The sequence below is a fragment of the Amphritea sp. HPY genome (assembly GCF_050870985.1).
In the GTDB taxonomy this organism is placed as follows: domain Bacteria; phylum Pseudomonadota; class Gammaproteobacteria; order Pseudomonadales; family Balneatricaceae; genus Amphritea.
In genome coordinates, this window is sequence record NZ_CP194015.1 from 3,663,501 (window position 1) to 3,688,686 (window position 25,186).

Annotated in this window: 2 protein-coding genes; both read right to left on the bottom strand. The window is 51.5% G+C overall.

All coding sequences use genetic code 11. From position 1 onward, the window contains the following. Positions 1–2 precede the first annotated feature (2 nt). Positions 3–23,444, bottom strand: coding sequence for a DUF4347 domain-containing protein (locus tag ACQUQM_RS16445; RefSeq protein ID WP_432470961.1), 23,442 nt, complete (start codon positions 23,442–23,444; stop codon positions 3–5). A gap of 109 nt (positions 23,445–23,553) precedes the next feature. Then, a complete protein-coding gene (locus tag ACQUQM_RS16450; RefSeq protein WP_432470962.1) occupies positions 23,554–24,900 on the bottom strand; it encodes a TolC family outer membrane protein in 1,347 nt (448 codons plus the stop codon). Positions 24,901–25,186 lie beyond the last annotated feature (286 nt).

The following is a 25,186-nucleotide window of genomic DNA, read 5'->3' on the forward strand; positions in this document are numbered from 1 at the left end:
CTTCAGTGTTGCTTAATGTTTTTAGCCGCCTGTTCCCAGTCACTGCTGCGCACAGACTTCTTCTCATTGGTTTCGACAAAGCACTGCTTTGCATCATCCCAGCGCTGTACCCGGCGCTGCTGATGACGCAGTTCAGTAAAGCCTTTCTGCGCGACTTTAACAGTACCAGAACGATCACCTTTTGCTACCTTCCAACCCGCCATCGCAGCAATTGCCGCAGCGGCACCAGAAGCAGCAGACTGCTCCAGCTGTTCTGTTGCAGGTAGCTCTTCAGACTGCTCTTCAGGTTGCCCTTCAACTGCCTCTTCTACAACCGGTTGTTCACCAGTCTGAGTGGTTTCAGACGTTTCTGTAGCAGCTTCATCTGCGCTTTGCTCCGTTGCTTGCTCGCCATTATTTTGCTCTTCAACCGCACACTCAACAGCCATGCCCTGTTCGTTAAAGCAGGCTTGCTCATCGCCCCCTTCTGTCGAAGCGTCGCTTTCACCGGCTGCTGTCGCGGTCATCCGGCCCAGAACATCACCCATTGACGCTGAGCTGTTGCCCAGGCTGCTGGCATGGTGACGGGTATGGCTATCGCTGTAAGTGCCGGTATTGCTTTCCGTATCAAAGCCCAGCTCACTCAGCGGTGTTAATGTCGCCAGTGGAGTAAAGCCGATACCGGTCAGACGATCGTTATACAGTCCAAACTGAGTCTTAGCGATAAGGTCAAGGTTACCCTGACCCAGACGCACCACGAACACCCCCTGTTCAAATCCAATTGCCGAAGAGTCAATCAGCGCCCGGGCGTATTCACCGGCCATGGCGTCTTCGTTCAGATTACCGTAGAACAGATCGCTGCCGAAGCCGCCGAACAGAATATCGTTATCAGCACCGCCACTCAGTTCGTCATCACCACCGATAAACAGCTCTGTAGTTTCCGCACTGGCCAGCTTACCGTTGAAGAAGATCGCCAGACCACCGTCGCCGGAAACAAAGTCATCTCCCTCATCGCCGAATAGCTTGTCGCCTTTGGCGCCACCAATAATGACATCATCTCCGACGCCGCCATGGATCTCATCCTCACCACCGTTATCGGAGTCTTTGCTGAACACCCGGTCCAGGGTAGTCGGATCACTATCGTCAGTATTGTATTGTGCTTCACCCAGATCACCGACGACCTTATCGTCACCTGCATCGGAGTAGATCACTTCGTTACCCAGACCACCAAAGATCAGGTCATCACCGGCACCGCCGATAAGATCATCGTCACCGGAAGTATCCATTGTGGTATCGGTGGTGTAGTAATGATCGGCCAGGCCATCGACATAATCGGCGACGCCATTATCGCCGAAGATAACATCATCGCCGGCAGCCGTTTCGATACGGTCGTTACCGACGCTACCGAAGGCCAGATTGTTACCACCGCTGGCATTGATAGCGTCATCACCGCCCAGGGTACTCAACTCGCTGACCACTTGTACCCGCTGGTCGCCAGTATCGTTCAGCTGGACGAAGCCGTTATCACCCATCAGGATACTGTGGCCGATACCGGAATCGATATCATCGCCGTGGGTACCACCGAACACCATGTTGTCGCCATCACCGGCTTCGATAGTATCGCTGCCTCCGGTGGCTTCTGAAGTATCGGTAGTGGAGACCCTGTTGAGGATACCGTCTTTGTACTCCAACTGACCATTATCACCAAACACCCGGTCAGCTCCGGCACCAGTTGTAATAGTGTCATTACCGACCCCACCGAGAGCGAGATTATCGCCACCCGCCGCGGTGATTGTATCGTCGCCACCCAGAGTGCTCAGCTCACTGATCACCTGAATGCGCTTACCATCGATTCCGAAGGTCGCAGTACCGTTATCACCGATCAGGATAGCGTCGCCAGTACCTGAGCTGATGGTATCGCCATGGGTACCGCCCATTACGATATGTTCACCGTTGCCCAGGGTGATGTTATCCACACCCCCGGTTGCCGCTGTCGTATCCTGGGTATCGATAGTTTGCAGAATGCCACCGGTAAACTGCAGCTCACCGTTATCACCCAGCACCCGGTTATCGCCGTTACCTGTAGTGATGGTGTCGCCACCGAAGCCACCGATAACCAGCTTATCACCGTTACCCAGGTTGACCGTGTCATTACCACCTTGAGTGGTATTAGTGCTACGGCCTGAGGTTATGATACCGCCGCTAAAGTTCAGCTCGCCGTGATCGCCCAGCACATAGTCATCACCATTGCCGGTGGTCACAGTATCATCGCCTGCGCCGGCAATAACGACGTTATTACCGAGGCCATTCTGGTTCAGGGTGATGCTGTCTTTATCACCTGCAGTACCGTTGTTAAACGCTTGTTGCAAGATACCGTCTGGCTGATAGATCAGGTTGCCATGATCACCCAGCACATGATGATCACCATTACCGGCGGTTACAGTATCTGCGCCGATACCGGCGATCACTACCTTGGTTTCACCATCGGCGGCATTACCCAGGTTCAGGGTATCGTTGCCACCCAGGGTATCTTCAACGCTGTTGGCACTGCGCAGGATCTGGGTAGCAGGATCGAATACCAGATTACCGTTATCTGCCAGGATATGGTCGGTGCCATCAGCGGTGGTAATTGTATCGTTACCGACACCGGCAATAATCTGGTTCTCGCCGTTGCCCAGAGTGATCACATCATCGCCACCCAGGTTACCGCCCAGATCTGCGGCAGTGCTGGTCATCAGGGCCAGTTCACCATCGCCGTAGGTCAGCTCACCGTTATCACCGATTACCCGGTGATGGCCCGCTCCGGCATCAACCGTATCAGCGCCGACACCTGCGATTACCGTCTTGTCGCCGTTACCCAGATCAATATCGTCAATTCCGCCTGCTGCGGTATTGGTGCTGACAATACTGTTCAGATTACCGGCTGTACTCGTAATGCTGCCGTTGTCGCCAAGTACGATATCTGTGCTGCTGTTATCGATCTCAATGCTGTCGTTGCCGACACCCGCAATCACAGTGTTGTGATCATCGGTATGGCTGCCGTGAATTGTGATGGTGTCGTTGCCACCTTCTGTGGAGGTGCTGGCGACGGTCAGGGTGGTGCCGTTATCGGCAAACTCAACCTTACCTTCATCGCCCAATACTGTGCGACGGTTGGCCGCGACAACAGTCGCCGCGGCAACTGCCGAAGTGATTGTCACGCTATCGTCCCCAACGCCGGCGATTACCGTCTTATGACCGGCCTGCAGGTTAATACGGTCTTCACCACCTTCACCGGTATCAGAGGTCTTCACCCTATCCAGCCGACCATCGGTCAGCTGCAGCGTACCGTTATCACCCAGCACCAGATCGGTGCTGTCACCGGTCACTGTTACTTCATCTACACCGCCGTCATTAGTACCCGCAACAACGATATTCAGATCATCGCTGTGGCTGCTGTTAATTTCGATAGCATCGTTACCACCAGCGGTAGAAGTGCTGGCGATATTCAGGCGTTCTGCCCCGTCAACGTCGATATAAGCAACCGAACCTTCATCACCCAATACGGTACGGCGATCTGATTGCGCCGCATATTTTGAAGCATTGATGGTGACCTGATCATCACCGATACCGGTAATGACTGTCTTATCACCATCCTGCAAGCTTATGTGATCTGCGCCACCCACAGCGCTATCTATGCTCCGCATAAAGTCCAGCTGGCCGGCAGTCAGTTGCAGCAGACCATTATCACCCAGCACCAGATCGGTACTGTTACCGGTCACGGTTACCGAGTCGATACCTGTTCCAGAAGACAAGTCATTGGTACCCGCAACAACGATATTCAGATCATCGCTGTGGCTGCCGTTGATTTTGAAAGTATCATTACCACCTGCGGTAGAGGTGCTTGCGATATTCAGGCGTTCTGCCCCGTCAACGTCGATATAAGCAACCGAACCTTCATCACCCAATACCGTACGACGATTGGATTGTGCAACATCTGCTGAAGCATTGATGGTAACCTGATCATCGCCGATTCCGGCGATTACAGTCTTATTTCCATCCTGCAGATTAATGTGGTCTTCACCACCCTCCGCTGTATGAGAGGTCTGCATGGTATCCAGCTGACCATCGGTCAGCTGCACCGTACCGTTATCACCCAGAACCAGATCGGTGCTGTTGCCTGTGATGGTGACATTATCCACACCACCGTCATTGGTACCCGCTACCGCGACATTCAGGTCATCGCTGTTGGAGCCGTTAATCTCAATGGTGTCGTTGCCACCTGCTGTTGAGGTGCTGGCAATATCCAGTTGCTCACCGCCAGCGTTATCACTGTAGGTAACCGAACCTTCATCAGCCATCACGATACGACGATTGGCTTCAGCAGCCGTAGCATTGATAGTCACATCATCATCGCCGATACCGGCAACGACCGTCTTGTCACCATCCTGCAGATTGATGTGGTCTTCACCGCCCTCCGCTGTATGAGAGGTCTGCATGGTATCCAGCTGACCATCGGTCAGCTGCACCGTACCGTTATCACCCAGAACCAGATCGGTGCTGTTACCGGTCACTGTGACAGAATCAGTGCCATTACCTGAGTTGGTACCTGCAACTGCGATATTCAGGTCGGCGCTGTTAGATCCATTGATCTCAACAGTATCGTTGCCGCCTGCAATAGTGGTGCTAACAATATTCAACTGTTCGCCACCCGTTGCGTTTTCGCTGTAGGCGACTGAACCTTCATCAGCCATCACGATACGGCGATTAGCTTCTGCAGCCGTAGCATTGATAGTCACATCGTCATCGCCAATACCGGCAACGACCGTCTTGTCACCATCCTGCAGGTTGATGCTATCCACACCGCCTTCTGCTGTGCCTGTGGTCAACATACTGTCCAGCTGGCCATCGGTCAGCTGTACTGCACCGTTATCACCCAGAACCAGATCGGTGCTGTTGCCGGTGGTGGTGACATTATCCACACCACCGTCATTGGTACCCGCTACCGCAATATTCAGGTCATCGCTGTTGGAGCCGTTAATCTCAATGGTGTCGTTGCCACCTGCTGTTGAGTTGCTGGCAATTGCCAGCTGCTCGTCGCCAGCGTTATCACTGTAGGTAACCGAACCTTCATCAGCCATTACGATACGGAGATTAGCTTCTGCAGCCGTAGCATTGATAGTCACATCATCATCGCCGATACCGGCAACGACCGTCTTGTCACCATCCTGCAGGTTGATGTGATCTTCGCCACCCGCAGCTGAATTACTGGTAGCTGCAGAGTCCAGCTCGCCATCGGTGAGCTGGATATCACCGTTATCACCCATTACAACATCGCTGCTGTTGCCGGTGATAGTGACACGGTCTATGCCATCGGTTGATTGAGTATCATTGGTACCCGCAACAACAATACTCAGATCATCACTGTGGCTACCGTTGATTTCGATAGCATCGTTACCACCTGCGGTAGAGGTGCTGGCAATATCCAGCTGCTCGCCAGCGGTTGCATTTTCGCTGTAGCTGACCGAACCTTCGTCGCCCATTACGATCCGGCGATTGGCTTCTGCAGCCGTAGCGTTGATAGTCACCTGGTCATTACCGATACCGGCAATGACCGTCTTATCACCGTCCTGCAGGCTGATATGGTCTTCACCACCTTCAGTAGTGAAAGAGGTTACTGCAGAGTCCAGCTCGCCATCAGTTAGCTGGATATCACCGTTATCACCCAATACAACATCACTGCTGTTGCCGGTCACTGTGACAGAATCAGTGCCATTACCTGAGTTGGTACCTGCAACTGCGATATTCAGGTCGGCGCTGTTAGAGCCGTTAATCTCAATGGTGTCGTTGCCACCTGCTGTTGAGGTGCTGGCAATATCCAGCTGCTCGCCAGCGGTTGCATTTTCACTGTAGCTGACTGAGCCTTCATCGCCCATTACGATCCGGCGATTGGCTTCAGCGGCCGCGGTATTGATAGTTACCTGATCATCACCGATACCGGCAATAACGGTCTTATCACCATCCTGCAGGTTAATGTGATCTTCGCCACCCGCAGCTGAATTACTGGTAGCTGCGGAGTCCAGTTCACCATCGGTGAGCTGGATATCACCGTTATCACCCAGTACAACATCGGTGCTGTTACCGGTGATGGTGACACTATCCACACCGCTGTCATTGGTTCCCGCAACTACTACATTCAGATCAGCGCTGTGGCTACCGTTGATTTCGATAGCATCGTTACCACCGGCCGTGCTGGTGCTGGCAATATCCAACTGCTCGGCACCATCCACTTCGCTATAGGTCACAGAACCTTCGTCGCCCATTACGATCCGGCGATTGGCTTCAGCAACCGCGGCATTGATAGTTACCTGATCATCACTGATACCGGCAATGACCGTCTTATCACCATCCTGCAGGCTGATATGGTCTTCACCACCTTCAGTAGTGAAAGAGGTTACTGCAGACTCCAGCTCGCCATCAGTGAGCTGGATATCACCGTTATCACCCAATACAACATCGGTGCTGTTGCCGGTGATAGTGACACGGTCGATGCCATCGGTTGATTGAGTATCATTGGTACCCGCAACAACAATATTCAGATCATCACTGTGGCTGCCGTTGATTTCGATAACATCATTACCACCTGCGGTAGAGGTGCTGGCAATATTCAGCTGCTCCGCGTTGTCGATGTTCTGGCTATAGGTGACTGAACCTTCATCCCCCAGCACCACGCGCTGATCTGCGGAGATGTTGGTTGCAGTAATGGTTACATCATCACTTCCGACACCGGCAATGACTGTCTTATCGCCGCTGCCCAGAATAATTTCGTCATCGCTTCCAATGCCGGAATCGGTACTCCTGATAACCAGTTTGCTGTCTCTGTAATCGAGCTCACCGTTATCACCCAGCACGATATCGTTACCATCTGCAGAGCGGATAGTATCGCTACCACTGCCACCGAGAATCGTATTATCACCATCGGTAAGGGTGATGATGTCATCGCCACCTTCCCGGCTATGACGGCTGGCTACAACTGCGGCCATACCTGCCATGTAGGTGATCAGGGCATGGTCACCGAATACCAGTTCATTACCGCTGTTATCGGTAATTTCATCACCACCGGCACCACCGATAATGGTGTCATTACCTGTACCGCCGGTAATTGTATCTTTTGCACCACCGGTGGCTGATTCGATCTTAGCCAGTTGTAATCGCGCGGTGCGGGTATCCCAGGCGGTAACCCCATCATCAAGGAACAGCTCTCCCAGGTCACCGAGGATAATATCGTCACCCTTGTCACCACTGATCAGGTCTTCACCGAGACCGGCGATAATCAGATCGCTGCCATCATTCCCGGAGATATCGTCATTATGGGCCGAGCCATAAATGCTATCGTCACCTTCGTTACCTTCGATGGTTACAGCAAAACCGGATTCGGTGGCATTGATAACATCGCGACCTTCCTCACCGTGCAGGGTAAGCTCTGTACTATCATTGCCGCTGCGGGTGGTGTTGGAGGTTACTGTGATATCGTCATCACCCTTTCCTGCCAAGATAGTGGTATGTGCATCGGCGATAACACCATCAATGGTAATATCGTCATTTCCGATACCAGCCTGCAGGGTAACACCCTGACCGAAGCTGCCGCTGTAATGGATCTGACCATCGGCAATACCGGTTACAGAGGTATAACCGCTGCGTTCACTATTGGTCATAGTGATTGTGTCACCGGAGTTGTCGCCGATATCGTTGATATCAAATTTGTTACTGCCGGTACCTGCTTCCACCACCAGATGGGAAGTAACACCTTCGGTGGTATCATTCTCATCGCTGACAGTGATCTCGTCATCACCGCCATTGGTCTGGACATGAACTTCAGCATCCTGCAGCCCCAGAGTATCCAGAACCTGAACCTGATCATCACCCGCACCGGTCTTAACGGTGAGGTTCTCAACATCATCATAGCCAACGTGGACACTGATTCCGTCTTCGGTCATACCGGTTACAGAGGTGACTTCGGTATAGTCACGATTATCTTCTTTAAAGATTACTGAGCTCTTCGTAGTCTCTCGTACCAGCTCACCTGATTCATCACGGATCTCAGTCAGGAACTGAGTTCGGCTAAGCGGATCCTGATCTGCATTTTCATCGATTATGCTGTACTGATCGTAGAAGCTGATCATTTCTGAGATCAGGCTACTGTCGTCCGCAAAGCCTTCGATATCCTGATCCGGGCCGCGAGCCTTGATCACATCAACGGCAAAGCCACTAAGCTCTTTCAGCACCAGATACTGAGCGTTCAGAGCGTCTTTCTTCTGCTCGTACTCGCTACCCAATCCGGCAATCAGGGTTTCGAAATCATCCTCTTCGCCAACGTAATCGCTAAGCAGGGAATTCAGGGATGTAATCTGGCTATCGCTGCTAGTGTAATAAGCCTGAGCCTGACTCAGCTGAGTATCCAACCGCTCAACCAAAGCTTTCTGCTGTACATAGCGGTAATCCACGGTGTAATCCAGATGCACTGTACGCTGGAACCACCAATAATCGAGCCGCACGGTATACTGAGCAGCAAGCGAGGTTTTCAATGAACTGAAGTCACTTACAGCCTGGCTATAGGCAGACGACAACAGGTTGTACTGCTGTTCGTTCAGCGCTGCCAGGGTGATCACATCTTTAGCATCCTGCGTCAATGAGCCTGCCATCGCTTCATAGCGGGCTTCCGATTGCAGGTAGGCTACATATTGTGGGTTATTCGCTACGAAGGTTTGCACCGCCTGTTGATTAGACAGGTAGTCTGTACGGAAACTGTCAAAGTCGAAACCGCTTTCCAGAGCACTGACAAAGGCATCAAACCGGTCTGCAGCACGATCCAGAATCTTAATATCGGTAAGCACATCAACAGCTGCAGTCGGCAAATTTTCCATATCCGGCTGCCCAGCCGCGTAGATCAGATAACTATCGATCAGCTCCGATGCAGTACTATAGGCAGCACGCGCCTTATCGTAATTAGCCGTTTTAAACAGCGTTTCATAATCGTCGTAGCCTGCAGCCGCAGCCGCCTGGCTCAGGATAGTACTGAAGTTAACCCCGGACATATCGCCCTGTAGGGTAACAACAGCGCTAAGCAGATCGGCCAGGCCGTTTTCAGTATTACCTGCCAGTTGGTTATAAACCGGTGCCAGCACCATCTGTTCAGCGGCATCCAGACCACTACCGGTTTTATATGGATTACTATTATCCAGCAACGCCGTCAGTTTACTGCTAATGCTGCTCAGAGTGTTTTGACTATAATCCTGGCTGTCCAGCGCCGTTTGGATCTGGCTGATCAGGGTATCAAACTTATCATCATGCTGATCAGCAAAGCTGTTACTGCGGGTCAGGTCGAGATCATTTAACTGTGCCTCGACCGCAGCACTGCGATGGGACAAGATATCTGCAGACAGATCCAGGTTGGCAGTATCCACCGAGCCGACCAAGGTACTGTAGACAGACTTACCACCGGCCAGCGGATCATTGATATTAAAGCCTTGTATCACTTCACTGCTGTTATAGGTGTTGTACAGCGTCTGGATTTCACCTGAAGTAAGCCCCCGGGCCTGCAGCAGATCAGAGTAGATTGCCTGAGTACCGATATAATCGTTTACCAGGGTATCGTAGATCTTAGCGTAAGCACGCACCTTATTATCATTCGCCTGATGCACATGGCTGGATACCAATTCAAGCTTGAACGTTACATCAAGCCAGTCACCATCATTTTCTGTCGCGGTAAATACAGTTTGGCGATTCTTATTAATCGCATCATTTACCAGATCGTAAAGGTCACTTTCTCCATCGCCGTTCTCCAGCAGCTGTTGTAGCAAGCTGGTTTGACCAGACATATCCAGCGTTACATCCTGGCTATTCTCACCATCACTGATATCCAGTTTATTACCGAAGTTACGTAACCAATCCTCTGCTGTAGCAAAACCACTCTTCAGATTAACCTGCCCGCTGGTTTCAGTGGTTGTATAATCGAAGAGCCAGATATCTACCTTATACGTCACAGTAAACTGGGCTTTCAGACCCAGGGCCGTCAACATATTCAGCAGCGCATCATCAGTATTGTTATCGTCGTAATACTTCGCCCTGGTGTATAGCTTGACCTGGTTTTCCAGCAGTTGCTGGTCATTCTCGCGTAACAGATCAGCAGCATCGTTAACCGACGTCGCCAACTCAGTTTTACCTTGCTGTACAACGCTGAGTAGCTGAGTCAGTGTATCTTCTGCTATCTCATTGACTGCGGTCGTCAGGTCACTTGAATCCACCGCAAATGCATCTTCTGCATAAGGTACCGCTGCGTCTTTCAGATTATCTTCCAGCAGCTGGTTTTCTGCGTCGGTAATATTTTGCAAACTGAGGGCACTGGTAATCCGGCTCAGCTGTTCAAAGCCGGTACTATGTTGCAGCAGGTTCTTATCGATTGTGACATCGGCATCGGTATCGTCCTGCTCACGGTCCAGAATAATAGTATCGTCACCGGCACCACCGAACAGGTAAACCTGATCTCCGATCTGATCCAGACGTCCATCCTTGCCTACAGTAATAGTATCGTCACCACCGTTACCGTGCACGATGACTTCCGCTGCAGTTTGTTGCAGCTGAATATCATCTTTCTCGCTACCGCCCTGAATATAGAGTTTATCCGTGGTGGAAACAGTCTGAGTGGTACCGGACTGATCGGTTACTGTTGCAGTACCGAAAAGATCGTTATCCACGATCAGGGTAGAGCCGTTGTCTGCATCTGCTTCACTCAGGTTCAGGGTGATATCGTTGATACCGGTAATGTGCAGTTCAGGTGCCTGACCCAGAACACCCAGGGTATTCATGGCATCTTTACGGAGCAGCTCAACCTTAGTCACGGCTCCCGCGGTGAAATTGACGGTCAGGTCAGAAGTTGTCTTCAGCGTCAGCGCAGTCAGATCCTTGAGGATGTTCTGACTACCGCTGATATCGAAGACTATTGTCTCTTTATGCTGGGCCTCAAAGGCAACAGAGTCACCGGATGCGGTCTTAATACTAAGCAATTCATACAGTTTCTCACCGGTAGCCGCACGGGTAGGGTCCGGATGATTCACCTCGTTCCAGGCCAGCGTCAGATTAAAGTCTGAAGCCAACTGAATCAGCTGATCCCGGGCATAGCTTATAGAACCATCGGATTGCAAAGTGTTCTGGATATTGTAGTAACTAAGGCCTTCTGGAATCACCAGCTGGGCCAGCTGATCAGCGTCCAGGTTATTTACCATTTCAGTATCATAATAACGATCCTGGAAACGGATATAGTCACCTGCAGCACTGGCCAGCAGCTCCTGAGCAACCGCGCCGGCGGTAGCGTCCGCCAGCATAGTGCCAACAAAGTCACTGGAGCCACTGCTGAGACTGAACTTGTCATAGTCAAAAGTAACGTCTTTGCGTTCCAGTTCGGTGTTTGCGAAACGAATGCGGTTACTGCCCTGCTGGTTATTCACGATCACCTGATCGTTAACGCCCTCTCCACCGTCAATCAACACTGGCGAAACAAAAGCATCGATAGCATAGGATTCCGGCATAGTGACCTGCAGCGTCATCGCCGGATTTTCAACTTCAAATGGTACAATTCGACCCACTTCGTCAATCTGGTAGAACGGCATTCCGCTGACCATTCCGGCATAGAGATAGTTACCCTCTGCGTCCTGATCTACCTTAAAGCCCTCTACCGTGGAGTAGAACAGATCGCTATTTTTCGGGAAGTTCAGATTGATAATCTGCTCCGGGCCACCGACATGCACCGTATCACTACCGGAACCGGTCTTGACCACCATATCGCCGATCAGGCCCATATCGACACCGTACAGATAAACGGTATCATCACCGCCGCCGGTAAGCAGTTGCAGACGTTCAATATTCAGTAGTTTCTGCAGTTTGACGCCGGCACCGTAGATACGCTGAACGGTTTCACCGGTTTCCTCGTCCTCCTCTACGTAAACGTAGAAAGTATCGCTAAGCACTGTGCCGACCAGGGCAACCGAGTCAAATCCGGCTCCACCATCAATAGTAACGTTGGCATTCTCAACGTAGACCAGAGTATCAACGTCCACTTCTCGGGTGTCGTTGTCATTCTGTTCCTCAGATACACCGGATACATTGGCGGTACCACTGTCGATATCCAGCAGTTCACCGTCATCATCCAGTGTCAGCAGGGCCTTGATGAAGAAGGTATCGTCACCGTTATCGCCGTAAAGGCCAATATCGGCGGCATTGTGGTTAACCTCGAAGTAGTCGTCACCCTCACCACCAAAGAAAGCTGAGCCGTTAAAGTTAGCACCATCGGTAATCTCCTCAACGATAGTCACTTCCTGGCCTTCCACCAGTACGGTATCGGTTTTCAGTACGGAGCCAACATAGAACTGGTCATCACCGCCATCACCGAAGACATCGATCTGGGTGGCGCTGCCATCGGAGATAAACTTATCGTGACCTTCACCACCGAATACGGTCACCTGCTCGACGGAATCGTAATTCACCACCTGATAATCAGTTCCGGCAGAAAGGCTTGCCTCTTTGACATGCATCAGCGCTTCTTCATCATCCAGATCAACTTCAGAGAAGTTATCATCAGAATCGAAATGGGCTATCAGCAGACCATCGCCATGCTCGCCATACTCTGTCCACCGGCTATCGCTGAAGTTTTTCTCAACATCTTCATCGCGCTTATACACAGTATCCAGCTGGATAGTGTCATCACCGGCGCTGCCTTTATAAATCAGACTATCAATACCGCTGGCACCGGTATCATCGATATTCAGGTACTGGCGACCACTGGCCAGCTGGGCCAGTTCAAGAGTATAACTGTCGCCGCCTTTACCACCGTCGAGAATACCGCCACCGGACCAGTCGGTGATCTCAAACTTGTTAGCACTGTCGAGACCGGTCAGCTCAGCATTTTCAAAGATCTGGGCAAAGGTTTCGGTCTCATTGCCATATTGGCCTGATAACTGGGAGTCATCGATCACCAGCTGCTGGTTTTTCAGGGTAAAGTAAGCGTCACGCTTCTCCACCAGAACATCGGTATCGCCGGCATTATTACTGTCGCCGGTAACGCTCTGCTCGTAAAACTTATCCACACCGACGGCACCGGTGATCCGGTCGGAACCGGTACCACCGATAATGACATCCGATGTACCTGCCAGGCTGGAACCGATAATGGTATCGTTATCCGCACCACCATCCATAAACAGCTCAGATACAACCTGCTGAGTCACGCCCTGGGCATTAATACTGTCGTTACCCCCCAGTGTTGACAGTTTGGTTTTATCACTGCCTTCCAGATCGTAAACATCAACGATCACGTGGCTGGTTGGGTTCTCGGCTTCATCTTCACCGCCATCCAGCTGCTCGTAGCGGATTGCCGTCTGGGCTTCACCGTCCACACCGGTGGATTCCACAGTACTGATCAGATAATCATCTGCACTGGCTGTACCCTCAACCCTGACGGTATCAACCGCATTGTCATCTTTTACGTCAAGAATCTTGAAGTCCAGCGACTGGTCAGTATCGACCAGATCGCCATCATCGTTACGCTCTTTGACCTTGCGGTTCTCAGTTTTTAGGGTACGGATAGTACCCGTACTAACCTTAACGCTGTCAGTCGCGGTATCTTTCAGATTACCGATAGTAATATCATCGGCACCCCGACCACTGTCCATACTCAGGGTTTCAACCCCGGAACTGGTCAGGGTAATGGCAGCGTCGTAACCATGTTGCCATGCAATATTGGTGTTACCGCTGCTATCAGATACGGTTATGGTATCCGCTTTGCCATCATCAACTATGTAGTTACTGGTATCGGTTTCGTAGAACTGCTCCGGGTTGATCTGGTAACCGGCCATAAAGATCTCGTCGGTACCGCTGCCACCGGCAAAGCTATCGCCGCCATCACCTACTTCCCAGTTCAGGCCATCATCACCGGAACCGGCAACAATGCTATCCACACCGGTACCGGCATCGATATAGTCGTTACCCGACCCGGTATTGATATCATCAGCGCCCGCACCGGAATCCACAGTATCATCACCGGCACCGGTAATGATCTTATCGGCACCATCACCAGTCAGTACACGGTCGGAACCGTCGCCGGCATCGATATAGTTGGCAAAACCGTTGGTATTGCCTGAGGTGCCTGCGGCATCGCCTTCAGCCCAGATAAAGTCATCACCGGCACCGCCGTAGATCTCATCCACCCCTTTCTTGGAACGAATATTATCGTTACCGCTGCCACCCTCCATATACTCGGCCATATCGGTACCGATCAGGGTGTCATCGCCGCCGTCACCATAGATTTTACGGCTACGGTTTTCGTTCTGCTTGCCGGTAAAGATAATGTAATCATCTTCGCCACCGCCGTGGATCTCAAGATCAGCATCGATAGAAGTATCGATCTCATAGATATCTTTACCGGATGTACCTTGCGCGACTATCTTGTTAACCAGGTTCGGATCGAAGTATTCAGTATGACCGTTACCATTGACCATGATCATCGCGATTTCGTTATCGATGCCATCGTCGGTCAGGTCTACATCTTCCATAGATACTGTGTACTGTTCCTGCGCCGCACGATTACCCTGATCATCTTTATAGGCCAGAGTCATAACACCGTTCTGAATGGTCGCGACTTCCGGATCAGGGAACTGAGGACAGGTCCACTCGAAGGTAGCCAGTGTAACCTCAACAAAACGCTTGCTCGCTTCAAACAGGGTAATCTTAGAACCAAATACCTTCACGCCCACCCAGAGGTAGGCTTCCAGGAACGCTTTGATCGCACCTTCCATATCGAACAGGCAGAGCGGATTGTGCTGAATTATGGTAGCGATTTCATCGAAGCGGATCTTACCGTCGTAGATCGCTGCTGGCTGATTATCACCACCGGTGCCGGCTTTAGGCAGGTCATGCAGGTTGAGGCCGATCTCAGCCTCGATACCGCCAAGCACGCCGGCTTCAACCAGACCTCCGATGCCCAGAGCAGCACCTGCTGCAAAAGTAACCGTCAGGGTAACTTCCGCGACATCGTCACCTTCCTGCAGAACACCTGTTTCGCTGACCGACCAGTCCGCAATAAAGAAACCATCGAAGATATCATCCAGGTTACTGACAGCCGCATCAAAGTCGTAGTCAGCTTTCTCAAACTTCTCAAACCAGCTGCGGATACCGGTAGTATCAAAGCCGAAATAGAAGTCACTGTAGGCTTCAAGGCTACCTTTAATAACAGCGTTCAGACCGGTAAAGATCGGGAAGGACTGCTCATATTCAACCAGGAAGTTGATATCCGGAGTATCGTAGATAAACAGGTCAACATCTTTACCCAGCAACAAGCCTACAGCCGTCATCGGATCGTACAGAATCGGAAACATGATAGAGCCCGGCGAGGTGCCCAGCTCAGTTACCAGCTTCTTCTGCGAGGCTGATGCACCGCTATTTTCCACGGCATCATTCGAATTCTGCTGGGTACCGGACTGACTCAGATCGTCGTTCGAGATAGAGCTGCTGTCGCTGGTCACCAGGCTGCCGCCCAGATCGAAAGTACCGAAATTCACCAGAATCGGGGTGTTACTCTCGGCCGCTTCTTTGGCCAGGGTAATAAAATCAGAGACAGCTTTCAGCGCGGTAATAGTGGTACGCAGAGTATCACCGGTACCCGCACTCTTAGCATTCATCGCCAGTACGGCGATATCCAGCAGATTGAGTTTGGTAATACCCAGATCCACCTCAGTGGTGAGGATATCGATCACCCGGCGCAGTTCGGAGTCTTTACCCAGGAACGGATCCAGCTCCAGCGCGATCGGGCCGATAAAGCCGCTGAACAGATCGCCCACATTGAGGGTGACATCTTCCAGCACGACCTGCGGTGTTTCAAAGAAGTCTGCGCTGAAGCTGCTACCGGTACTCCAACTGACGTTAGCCAGTTCCTGATCGTAATGGATCTTAGTAAAAGCACCGGGCAGGGAGATATCCAGCCCGTCAAAGTCCATATCCACTGTAGCCAGCAGATCAACATTGGCATCGGCAGAGATCAGTGCTGCCATCTCCAGGTCTTCGCCTACACGCCAGCGGTCATCATCATTATCGGTCAGGTCGATCGTAATTTTTCCACGCAGGCCAGAATTACCGTCATCGTCCTCAATCTCTTCCAGACTCATCTGCAGGAAGCCCAGGGTACCGGTCAGCTTAGTGCCATCACTGAGAGAAGCATCCAGGGTCAGACCCAGCTCTTCGCCCGCTTCGGTCACACCGGCGGTATCGAGGAAGAAGCCACTCTGGTCCAGACCGAAGCCCAGCCCGAAGAAGTAATCCAGGCTGATTTCGATCTTATCTTCCGGTCCGGTCTTCAGACCCAGACCTGGAGCGCTGAGGTCGAAGTTAATCGGGGCTTCAAGGAAGCGTTTGATCACAGTGTCGAAAACACCATCGCCATCCGGATCGCCCATCCGCTCGACGTAATCGTCCAGCCCCTCAAATACGCTACCAGCCAGCAGTACATTAAAGGTCAGCTCACCTGCAGAGGTCAGCACCAAGCCTATATCATCAGCACTCTGTACATCCCGATAGAGGATATTACCCAGTTCATTAAACAGTGGGTTACCATCGCTATCGGTTGCAGCAACCTGCAGATAATCACCCAGTTCATTAAACATCGCCTCGCGGATCAGGCTAATGACATCATCACCATTGTCCGCCGCATCCTGCAGCGACTTACCCAGAGAACCTGAGCCATAGATTCCGCCGGTTTTCTCACCGAGCATATTGTCACGTAGCTGATCGACAAAGGCGCCTGATTCTTTCAGTACATCGCCAATAAACGGCAGGCCAAGGGAACCCAACTGATCAGCCATGATGGTCTTGATACCACCGAACATGCCTTCAAGACCCAACAGTATTGTTTCCGGATCATTGAGGAAGGCGATCAGGTTAAAACCGGAAAAATCAGGGGCGATCACATCCTGATTGGACAGGCCGGTAGTATCGAAATCAAAACCGGCATGCAGCACATTATCGGCAATGCCGTCGCCATTCAGATCAGACTCAGAGCCCCCCATCGGCAGGCTGCCGGTACCCAGGAACATCGGCAGATCAAGTGCGGCTGTTCCGCCGGCATCGATAGAGAAACTGCTGACGTTAAAGCCACTCAGCTGATAGCGGCCACTGCTGACCTGTGGCAGGGCGATTGCTGCTGCTGCCTGCACCACGGCGATTCCATCCTCGATCCAGAAACCGATCTCCGGCAGGCTGTCACTGATACTCAGGGATGCCTCAACATCGATATTTTCAGCACCGGCACTGGCTTCCACCGCAATCTGGGTGTTATCACCGATAAAAGCATAGTCCAGTAGCTCAATGCCACTGGTACCTTTATTAGCCAACACCGCCTTGGCGTACTCCTGAACCGCAACATCCAGCTCAAAGTCGATATCCAGCGCGGCGTCAACAAACAGCTGAGCACTGGAATCCAGGGTTATACCCAGCTGATCCAGATCGAAGTTATCCGGTAAATTGAGGAAGTCGGTCAGCGCAGACAGATCCAGGTCAAAATCCAGCGACAACGGATCCAGGCTCAGGGCCGCCAGCAAATCATTGAGACCCAGATCGAAATCGAAGTCTATATCGAGATCAAATCCGTCCCATTCAAAGTTAAACTGCGGCAAGGCCAGGGTCGGGAAGTCAGGCAGAAGTTCCGCAAGCTTACCATTAAGGTAATCAGCCAACCCCTGCAGCCCCAGACTCAGGTCAAAGTCATTAAGTGGATCCAGCAGGCTGTTGAGGAAGTTTTGCAGGCCCAGGTCCAGGCCTGGAATATTCTTAAAGATATCGTCAAGGCTCAGATCTAGCCCTGGAATCTTCAGGTCAAAATCAAAATTATCAACCAAATAGCTCAGACCGCTGCGCAGCATACTGAACAGCTGATCCATGCTGATAGCACTGAGATCCATCAGTTCGCTCAGATCCGGCAAGCTCCAGTCCAGGTCAGCAAAAATATCTGCCAGGCCGGTAAGACTTGGAAATTCCGGCAGCGCCGGAGTACTCAGGGAGATGGTCGGCAGGCTCGGCAGGTCAATGCCCAGTCCGGCTGCATCCACAGTAATTGGCAGATCCGCAGTAATGGCAGTATCGGCACCGGTTGCCAGCTTAAACAGTGAATCAATAGTTGTAGTGGTATTATCAGGATCTACAGCATCCAGCAGAATCTGCTGGCTCAGATCCCCCTCAGCTTTCAGTCCCAGGTCGATAGTCATCGCCAGCGATCCGTTATCGATTGACGCTGCAATCAGGCCGAAGTCCAGGGCCGCGTTAATAGCGCTATCAGCCAGGGTGACACTCAGGTTCAGGGCCGGATCAGCAACATGGAACTCAAGGCCAGTATCCGGTTCAGATGCATCTGTTGGGATCACACCAAAGGCAAAATCAAAGGTAGCCTTGGTGGTCACATCCGGATTCAGGTCGACATCCAGCCCCGGGATTGCACTCAGGGTGCCGCCCAGATCCAGACCCAGTGACTGGGTGCGTTCAAACAGTTCTAGGGTAGTAGCAAATTCCAGTAAGCGGGTATTTTCACTGATCCGAAACAGTGGATTATTATCACTGTCTTTCAGAGTCAGCAGAGCATCAGTGGTAGAGCTGGTTTTATCGGCTGCAGCCGGTTCGGTTGTACTGCCCCAGAACAGGGTTTTCAGGGCATCTATTCGGGTCTGTAATTCAGTACCGATAACCGTGGTAAAGTCGACCGCTGTACCAGAACTATCCTGCATCAGATCTGCCAGTGTGCTGTTTACCAGCGGCATCTGTAGCGCCAGGATATCAGTAAATTCTGAATAACCTGCAGAGAGGCCATCAACCATCGCTTTCAGAGCATTCAGGCCGGCCAGGATATCATCCTGAACAGCCGTCGTAATAGTTACATTGGCCTGCTCAAGGGTGTCGTTCTCTTTAACACCATCCAGCTTCTCAACATTGAAACCAGTGGTCAGGGTATTAGTACCATCGGTTACTGTAACATTGCGTTCCAGAGCAGTAGCCAGATCGACCTCAGTGGCATCGGTACGGCCGTTACTGAAGGTCAGTGTCTCAGTAACTGCAGAGAAATCCAGGCGATCGGCGCCCTCATCCAACTGCTCTGTGATACTGTCCAGACCAAAGCCGGAATCGAAGGTATAGGTATCATCACCATCGCCGCCCTGCAGCGTATCATCCCCCGCACCACCATTAAGGATATTGGCCAGGGCATCACCGATCAGAGTATCGTTACCTGCACCTCCGGTCAGGTTCTCGATACCGACAATGTCGGCAACAGTAAGTGTTGTGCCACCGGCTTTATCATAAGTAACTGTATCAGCAGAGAGATCTGCGGTGATTGCAAAATCACTGGCGGTATAGTTCAGGAAGCTAACAGTATCACTGCCATCGCCACCCGTAACACTGTGTTTACGGCTGTTATCACCATCGGTTTCACCCCAGGTACCCACATAGAAGGTATTATCCTGATCATCTCCGGTCAGGCTATCCTGACCGTCCGCATCGGAGCCATAAACATCGCGGATACCAGCAATACTTTCAAAACCGGTGGCACTGCCGGCAGACAGGTCAACAGTCACTGCGCTGTTATAGCTGTCTGTACGGGTAGCATTACTGCCGCTGTAGTAATCCAGAATATCGGCACCATCACCTGTTACCAGCTCACCATCCAGAACTGCTCCGCGAGCAACAATAATATGGTCATCTCCGGCACCGGTATTCAGGTTCGCCGTCAATGCTGAATCTTTACCCAGTATTACCTGATCGTCACCAGCTCCGGTATCGATATCCCAGCTACCGGTTGTATCCGTGATATTTATGTTATTACTTAGCAGGCCTCCCGGCAGGGCAACAGAAACAGCAACATCCGTAGCATTGCCATCATCACTGAAGGTAAGTTTCAGGTCTTTCGTGATCGCTGTCAGGTCAAGGGTATTAGTGCCACTGTCATCGATTATGGTATCGGTCTGGCCCAGAATCTGATCGATATCAAGCTTGGTCCACTGGGTACCAATTCGATAGGTATCGCCCCCCCCTTTACCAGCAAGAGTGTCATTACCCTTACCGCCGATCAGAAGGTTAGCGTTATTATCACCGGTCAGGGTATCGCCATGATCGCTACCAATCAGATCATTGATATTGCTTAGGGTGCCACCAACCAGCTTGTTCGAGCTGTCAGCAATTGTTGTAGCCGAAGCAGTACCGGACAGGTCGATCGCTACCCCTTCAGCATAAGCGGAAAAATCCAGTGTAGCGGTACCTGAATCATCTCCCTGGCTTGAGAAACCGGTCAGGTTGCCAGACAGAGAAGCACCCGCTGCAAACTGATACTGGTTATCCCCTTTACCCCCAATGAGGTTCTCTATGCCACGCGCAGTAACGCTATAGCTCTTGTCATAATCGCCATCATCATCGCTATGGACCAAAGCAGTTACAGTGATAACAGTCACACCATTATCATCGCTGATAAGAAATTCGAGATCGCTGGTTAAAGCAGAAAAATCAAGGGTACCGTCAGTCGAGGCTGTATCGTCCAGGCTCAGTTCATCCAGCCCGTTCTGCCACCAGTTATCTTTAAACTCATAGGTATTGGCGCCACTACCGCCCAGCAGACTTTCGATATGCTGGAAGCTGCTGGCGGCTACTGCAAGACTGTTTGCATTGGCACCATTGCCATCACTGACACTCAGTGCTCCGGCATCGATAGTCAGGGTCAGATCACTGGTTACCGCCAGAATCTGATCCAATGCAGCGATGTCAACTGTTGCTGCTACGGCATCCTCACCGGCAAAACTGATGCTATCGGTGCCGCCCTTAGCGGCCTCAGTAATACCCGTATCTTTACCCCAGCCATCGCTGAAGTAGTAAGTATCATTACCTTTACCACCGATAAAACTGTCATTACCGGTACCACCAGTAAAGTAGTCATTACCCTTATCTCCGGACAGGGTGTCGTTGCCAGTACCACCCAACAGATAGTCATTGCCTTCTCCACCAGACAGGGTCTGACCGGAAGTATCCGCCTGCAACAGATCTTGTGTATCACTGCCGACAATCTGGAAATCGCCACTCAGGGTGCCAGTGATACCCGGCGGGGTGCTTTCGGTTTTCAGGTCGATCACTGTATTGTACTGGCTGTAGTCGAGAATGTTTGTTCCGCTGCCGCCGGTCAGGTTACCAGTCAGGCTGGCGCCTTCTTCGATCACATAGGTGTTGGTACCCTGCCCACCGGTAATGTTATCGACATTCTCTATCAGCGCCCGGTGGCCGCTGGGATCTTCAATTTCTACCGAACCATCTGTCTTGATAGTGATGGTAAGATCGCTGGTAACAGCGCTGAAATCCAGATTAACCGTGGCGGCCGCAGTGGCCTCTATCAGAAGCAGATCCGCCCAGCCGTTCTTAAAATTAAAGGTATTAGTACCGCTGCCTGCAGCAATGCGTTCGACATACTTAGCAGCCGACACCGACTGCCCGGTTGCCGCAATGGCATAGCCGGTCACAGCCACATCATTCAGGGTAAAGGTCAGGTCAGCAGTTACCAGGCTAAAGTCGAGTAAATCGCTGCCTTCGTTACTGCCTTCAGTGATGGTCGTTCCATTCCAGTCAGTGGTTGCACTGAACTGAAAGGTATCGTCACCGGAGCCGCCTTTCAGAGTATCACCGTCAGCGCTGGCCAGCAGGGTATCGTTACCTGCTCCACCTTCGACGGTATCAATACCAGCACCGCCGTCGAGCCAGTCATCACCGGCATCGCCTTTCAGAGTATCAGCACCAGCGTTACCGCTCAGTGCATCATCACCTTTAGCACCTGACAGCTCATCATCACCGCTGCCGCCTTTCAGGAAATCGGACTTCTTGCCTCCTTCAACAATATCGATATTTCGGATACCGTTCAGGGCAAAGCCATCAATCGCGGTTGCCTTTGCTTTACGGTCATCATTGGTACCGAAATCAATATTTACTGAGCCGGTATAGTTCTTATCTAGAATTCCGGCTGGATCACTGTAACTAACAGTATTATCACCTGTACCACCATCGAGATAGCCCTTCAGCTCAGCCCCTTTCTGAACATAGAAGGTATCGTTACCTGAACCACCAATAATATTTTCAACATAGGTTGCCGTGATCTTCACTGTGCCAGCGGCATTTCTGACTTCAACGACCTGATCTTTCTTGATGGTGATTGTCAGAGCTTCAGAAATACCTGAGAGATCGAGGGTATCTGAGCCTTCATTTTTCAGCTCTGTAACTGTGACTTTGCTGGCAGGCAGGGAACTAAAATCGTAGGTATCGTTACCCGCCAGGCCTTTAACCGTACCTGTTTTATCAGTAATAGTGTCACTACCAGTGGTACCGGTAAAGTTCAGAGTTCCCAGCATTGCTGAGCTGACAATCGATGATATTTCTATGTCTCCCGTCTTCTGCTCCAGATCCCAGTCAGCCTCAGAACCATTACCAGTATCATCATCGGACGCCGCAACATCAGCGCCGGTCAGCTCAGCCAGTTGATCGATAAACTCAAGACCAACTGCACCCTCAGCCACATCACAGCCGTACAGCAGCAGATCGCCATCATCAGCCAAGGCTTCGCCCCAGCGTTTCATCTGCTGCTGATTCTGGCGTAATTGCTGGCTATTCAGCTTACTGTTACCCAGGAACAGGGCGCCGGCGGAGCCGTGGCTCAACAGGTGAATTGCAGCAACATCTTCGAAATAATCAAGAATCGAACCGATCTGTTCGATGCCGTCTTGCTCCGCATCCAACACAAACACTTTGACTGCCCGGTCGGCATTGGCCAGCACCTGCTGTTCGAGCGTCATGCCGATCAGTTCGGCAGCCGCATCATTCTGCTCAGTATCAGCAGCGGGGGATTCCGCCAATACCGGATCAGATGTCTGAAGCTTAAGATTGGAGATAGTTTCCGGCAGGTCGGTCGCGTCCTGACCCAGTAGTTCGTTAACCACCGCTTCCAGCTGGGGGATGCTGGCATCGAGAATCACAATCTGCTGGGCTTGCATGCGCTCCATCAGATATAACGCTTCAGGCGTCAGCGTCTGGCCATCTGAAGATTGCGCATCTGCAGGCACCGCCTGCTCTGCGGCAGGCTCTGCTTCGGCAGCTTCCGGTTCTGTAGTTAACTCCGTAGTTACCAGCTGATCGACAAGTTTGGTGAGGCTGTCATCAACCGCGATAGACTGCGGCTCAAACTCACTGGGATCTATGGTTTCCAGCTGCAGCTCTGAAGCGATCACCTCACTGGTCAGCGCTTCCGTCTGCTCCAGATCGGACATAGAAACACCCAGGTCCGCCGACAGCAGCACCCGGTTTTCCAATGCTTCCAGTTGTAAATTCTGTTTCTTCTTAGCCGCTTTCCGCGCCTTTTTACCCTTACCAAATAACTTGCTCATAGCAACGCCCCCGCGTTAAAAACCAATGCTATGTTCTTACCGTTACTGCGGGTAAAAACATCCGTGTATCTTTATTTAATTCTTTGTTAAATTCTGCCGGTAATGACGACTAGCTTTCCAGCCAGTTATTCACCAGATTGAGATCATCCCGGGTCAGCACACCGACCAATGCTTTCAGGCGCAAGCCGTTTAGCAGGTAGTCGTATCTGGCCTGGGAAAGATCTCGTTTGGCAGAGTACAGATCCCGCTCCGCATCCAGCACGCTAATCGCAGTTTCCAGGCCGGCATCGTAAGCTGCCCGTCGCAGCTCTAGCGTCGCCTGCTGGGCATCAACCGCTTTGTTCAGCGCATTTACCCGCTTCACCGCGTTAATAACACCCCAGTAGGATTCTTTAGATTTACGACGGGATTCACGTAACAGACGAGTAAGCTCTTCTTCGGCGCTGTGATAACGGGCAACCGCCTCACGCTTTTGCGAACTAACGGAGCCGCCAGAGTAGATAGGCAGATTGAAACGCAACATCAGCTCTTCGGTTTCAACGATACTGCCGCCACCAAACAAGGTACCGCCGGTCTCTTGCTCGGTATTTCGGAACACCGCATCCAGGGTTGGATAGTGTCCCGCGTTCTGCCTGCCGACCTCACGCCGGGCAACATCGACCGCTTCGCGTTGAGTGATCAACGCCGGGTTATTGGTCATCGCTGCTTGCAGCCAGTGCTTTTCATCGGCCGGCGTCGGCAACTGCAGGTCGATCTCACTTTGCAGTTGTGCCAGCCCCATCGGATCACGACCAGCCATCTCGTACAGCGCTTCGTAGGCATCCCGCTGCGCCACGTCCGCCTCGGCATAATCGGCTTCAACCGCAGCCAAACGAGCTTCGGCATCGTAGCGATCAACCGAGCGACCAATCGCAGCATCTTCACGGCCAGAAGCCAGATCCAGCTGCTGCTGCGCGGCATTCATCTCGGCTTGCAGGTAACCCAGCTCATCTTCAGCCGCCAGCGCAGCCAGATAAGTTTCTGACAGGCGCAGCATCATCTCCTGCTGGGCACTGATCAGTTCCGCATCCGCTTTACGCAGTTCGGCCTTAGCCTGCCCAATACGCAGGTAATTGGCATAACGAAAGATTGGCTGACTGACGGTCAGGGTCCAGGTAGTCGTCGGAAAGGAAGTGCTGCCAGTCTGGAATACCGTGTTATCACTACTGACGATATTCTGAGTGGTATCGACATCATCATAGTCGAAACTTGCAGTCGGCCGATAGCCGGCCCAGGCCTGGGTGACGACTTCCTGACTGGCAGTATGATCGAAGGTTGCAGCACGCAACTGAGGATCGTTTTCCAATGCAGCCTGATACAGGTCGATCAGATTTTCCGCCTGAGCGGATAATGGCATTACAAGTACGCAAAAAAGACCCGCACCAGACAAGGCACGCGTCATAAGATTCGGTTTCATAGCTCCGTATTCCCCCCTGCACAGTCTCATCCTGAGGGCACCCGGCACTTTATTCGAAGCTATTGGCGGGTGTAGACATCCATATCTAAACTGTAATTATTTTTATCTATCCTTAATTTCCAGCGCTTGATTATGATCAATTTTTAACCATTTTTCAAACAAAAATATAATATATAAACTAAAGAATCAGAAACACGTCATAAATGACATACAGCTGTTTGATTTAAAATATTTTTTTCTAAAAAACAATAGCTTATATCTACACAGCATCAGGTTTTAAATCGAA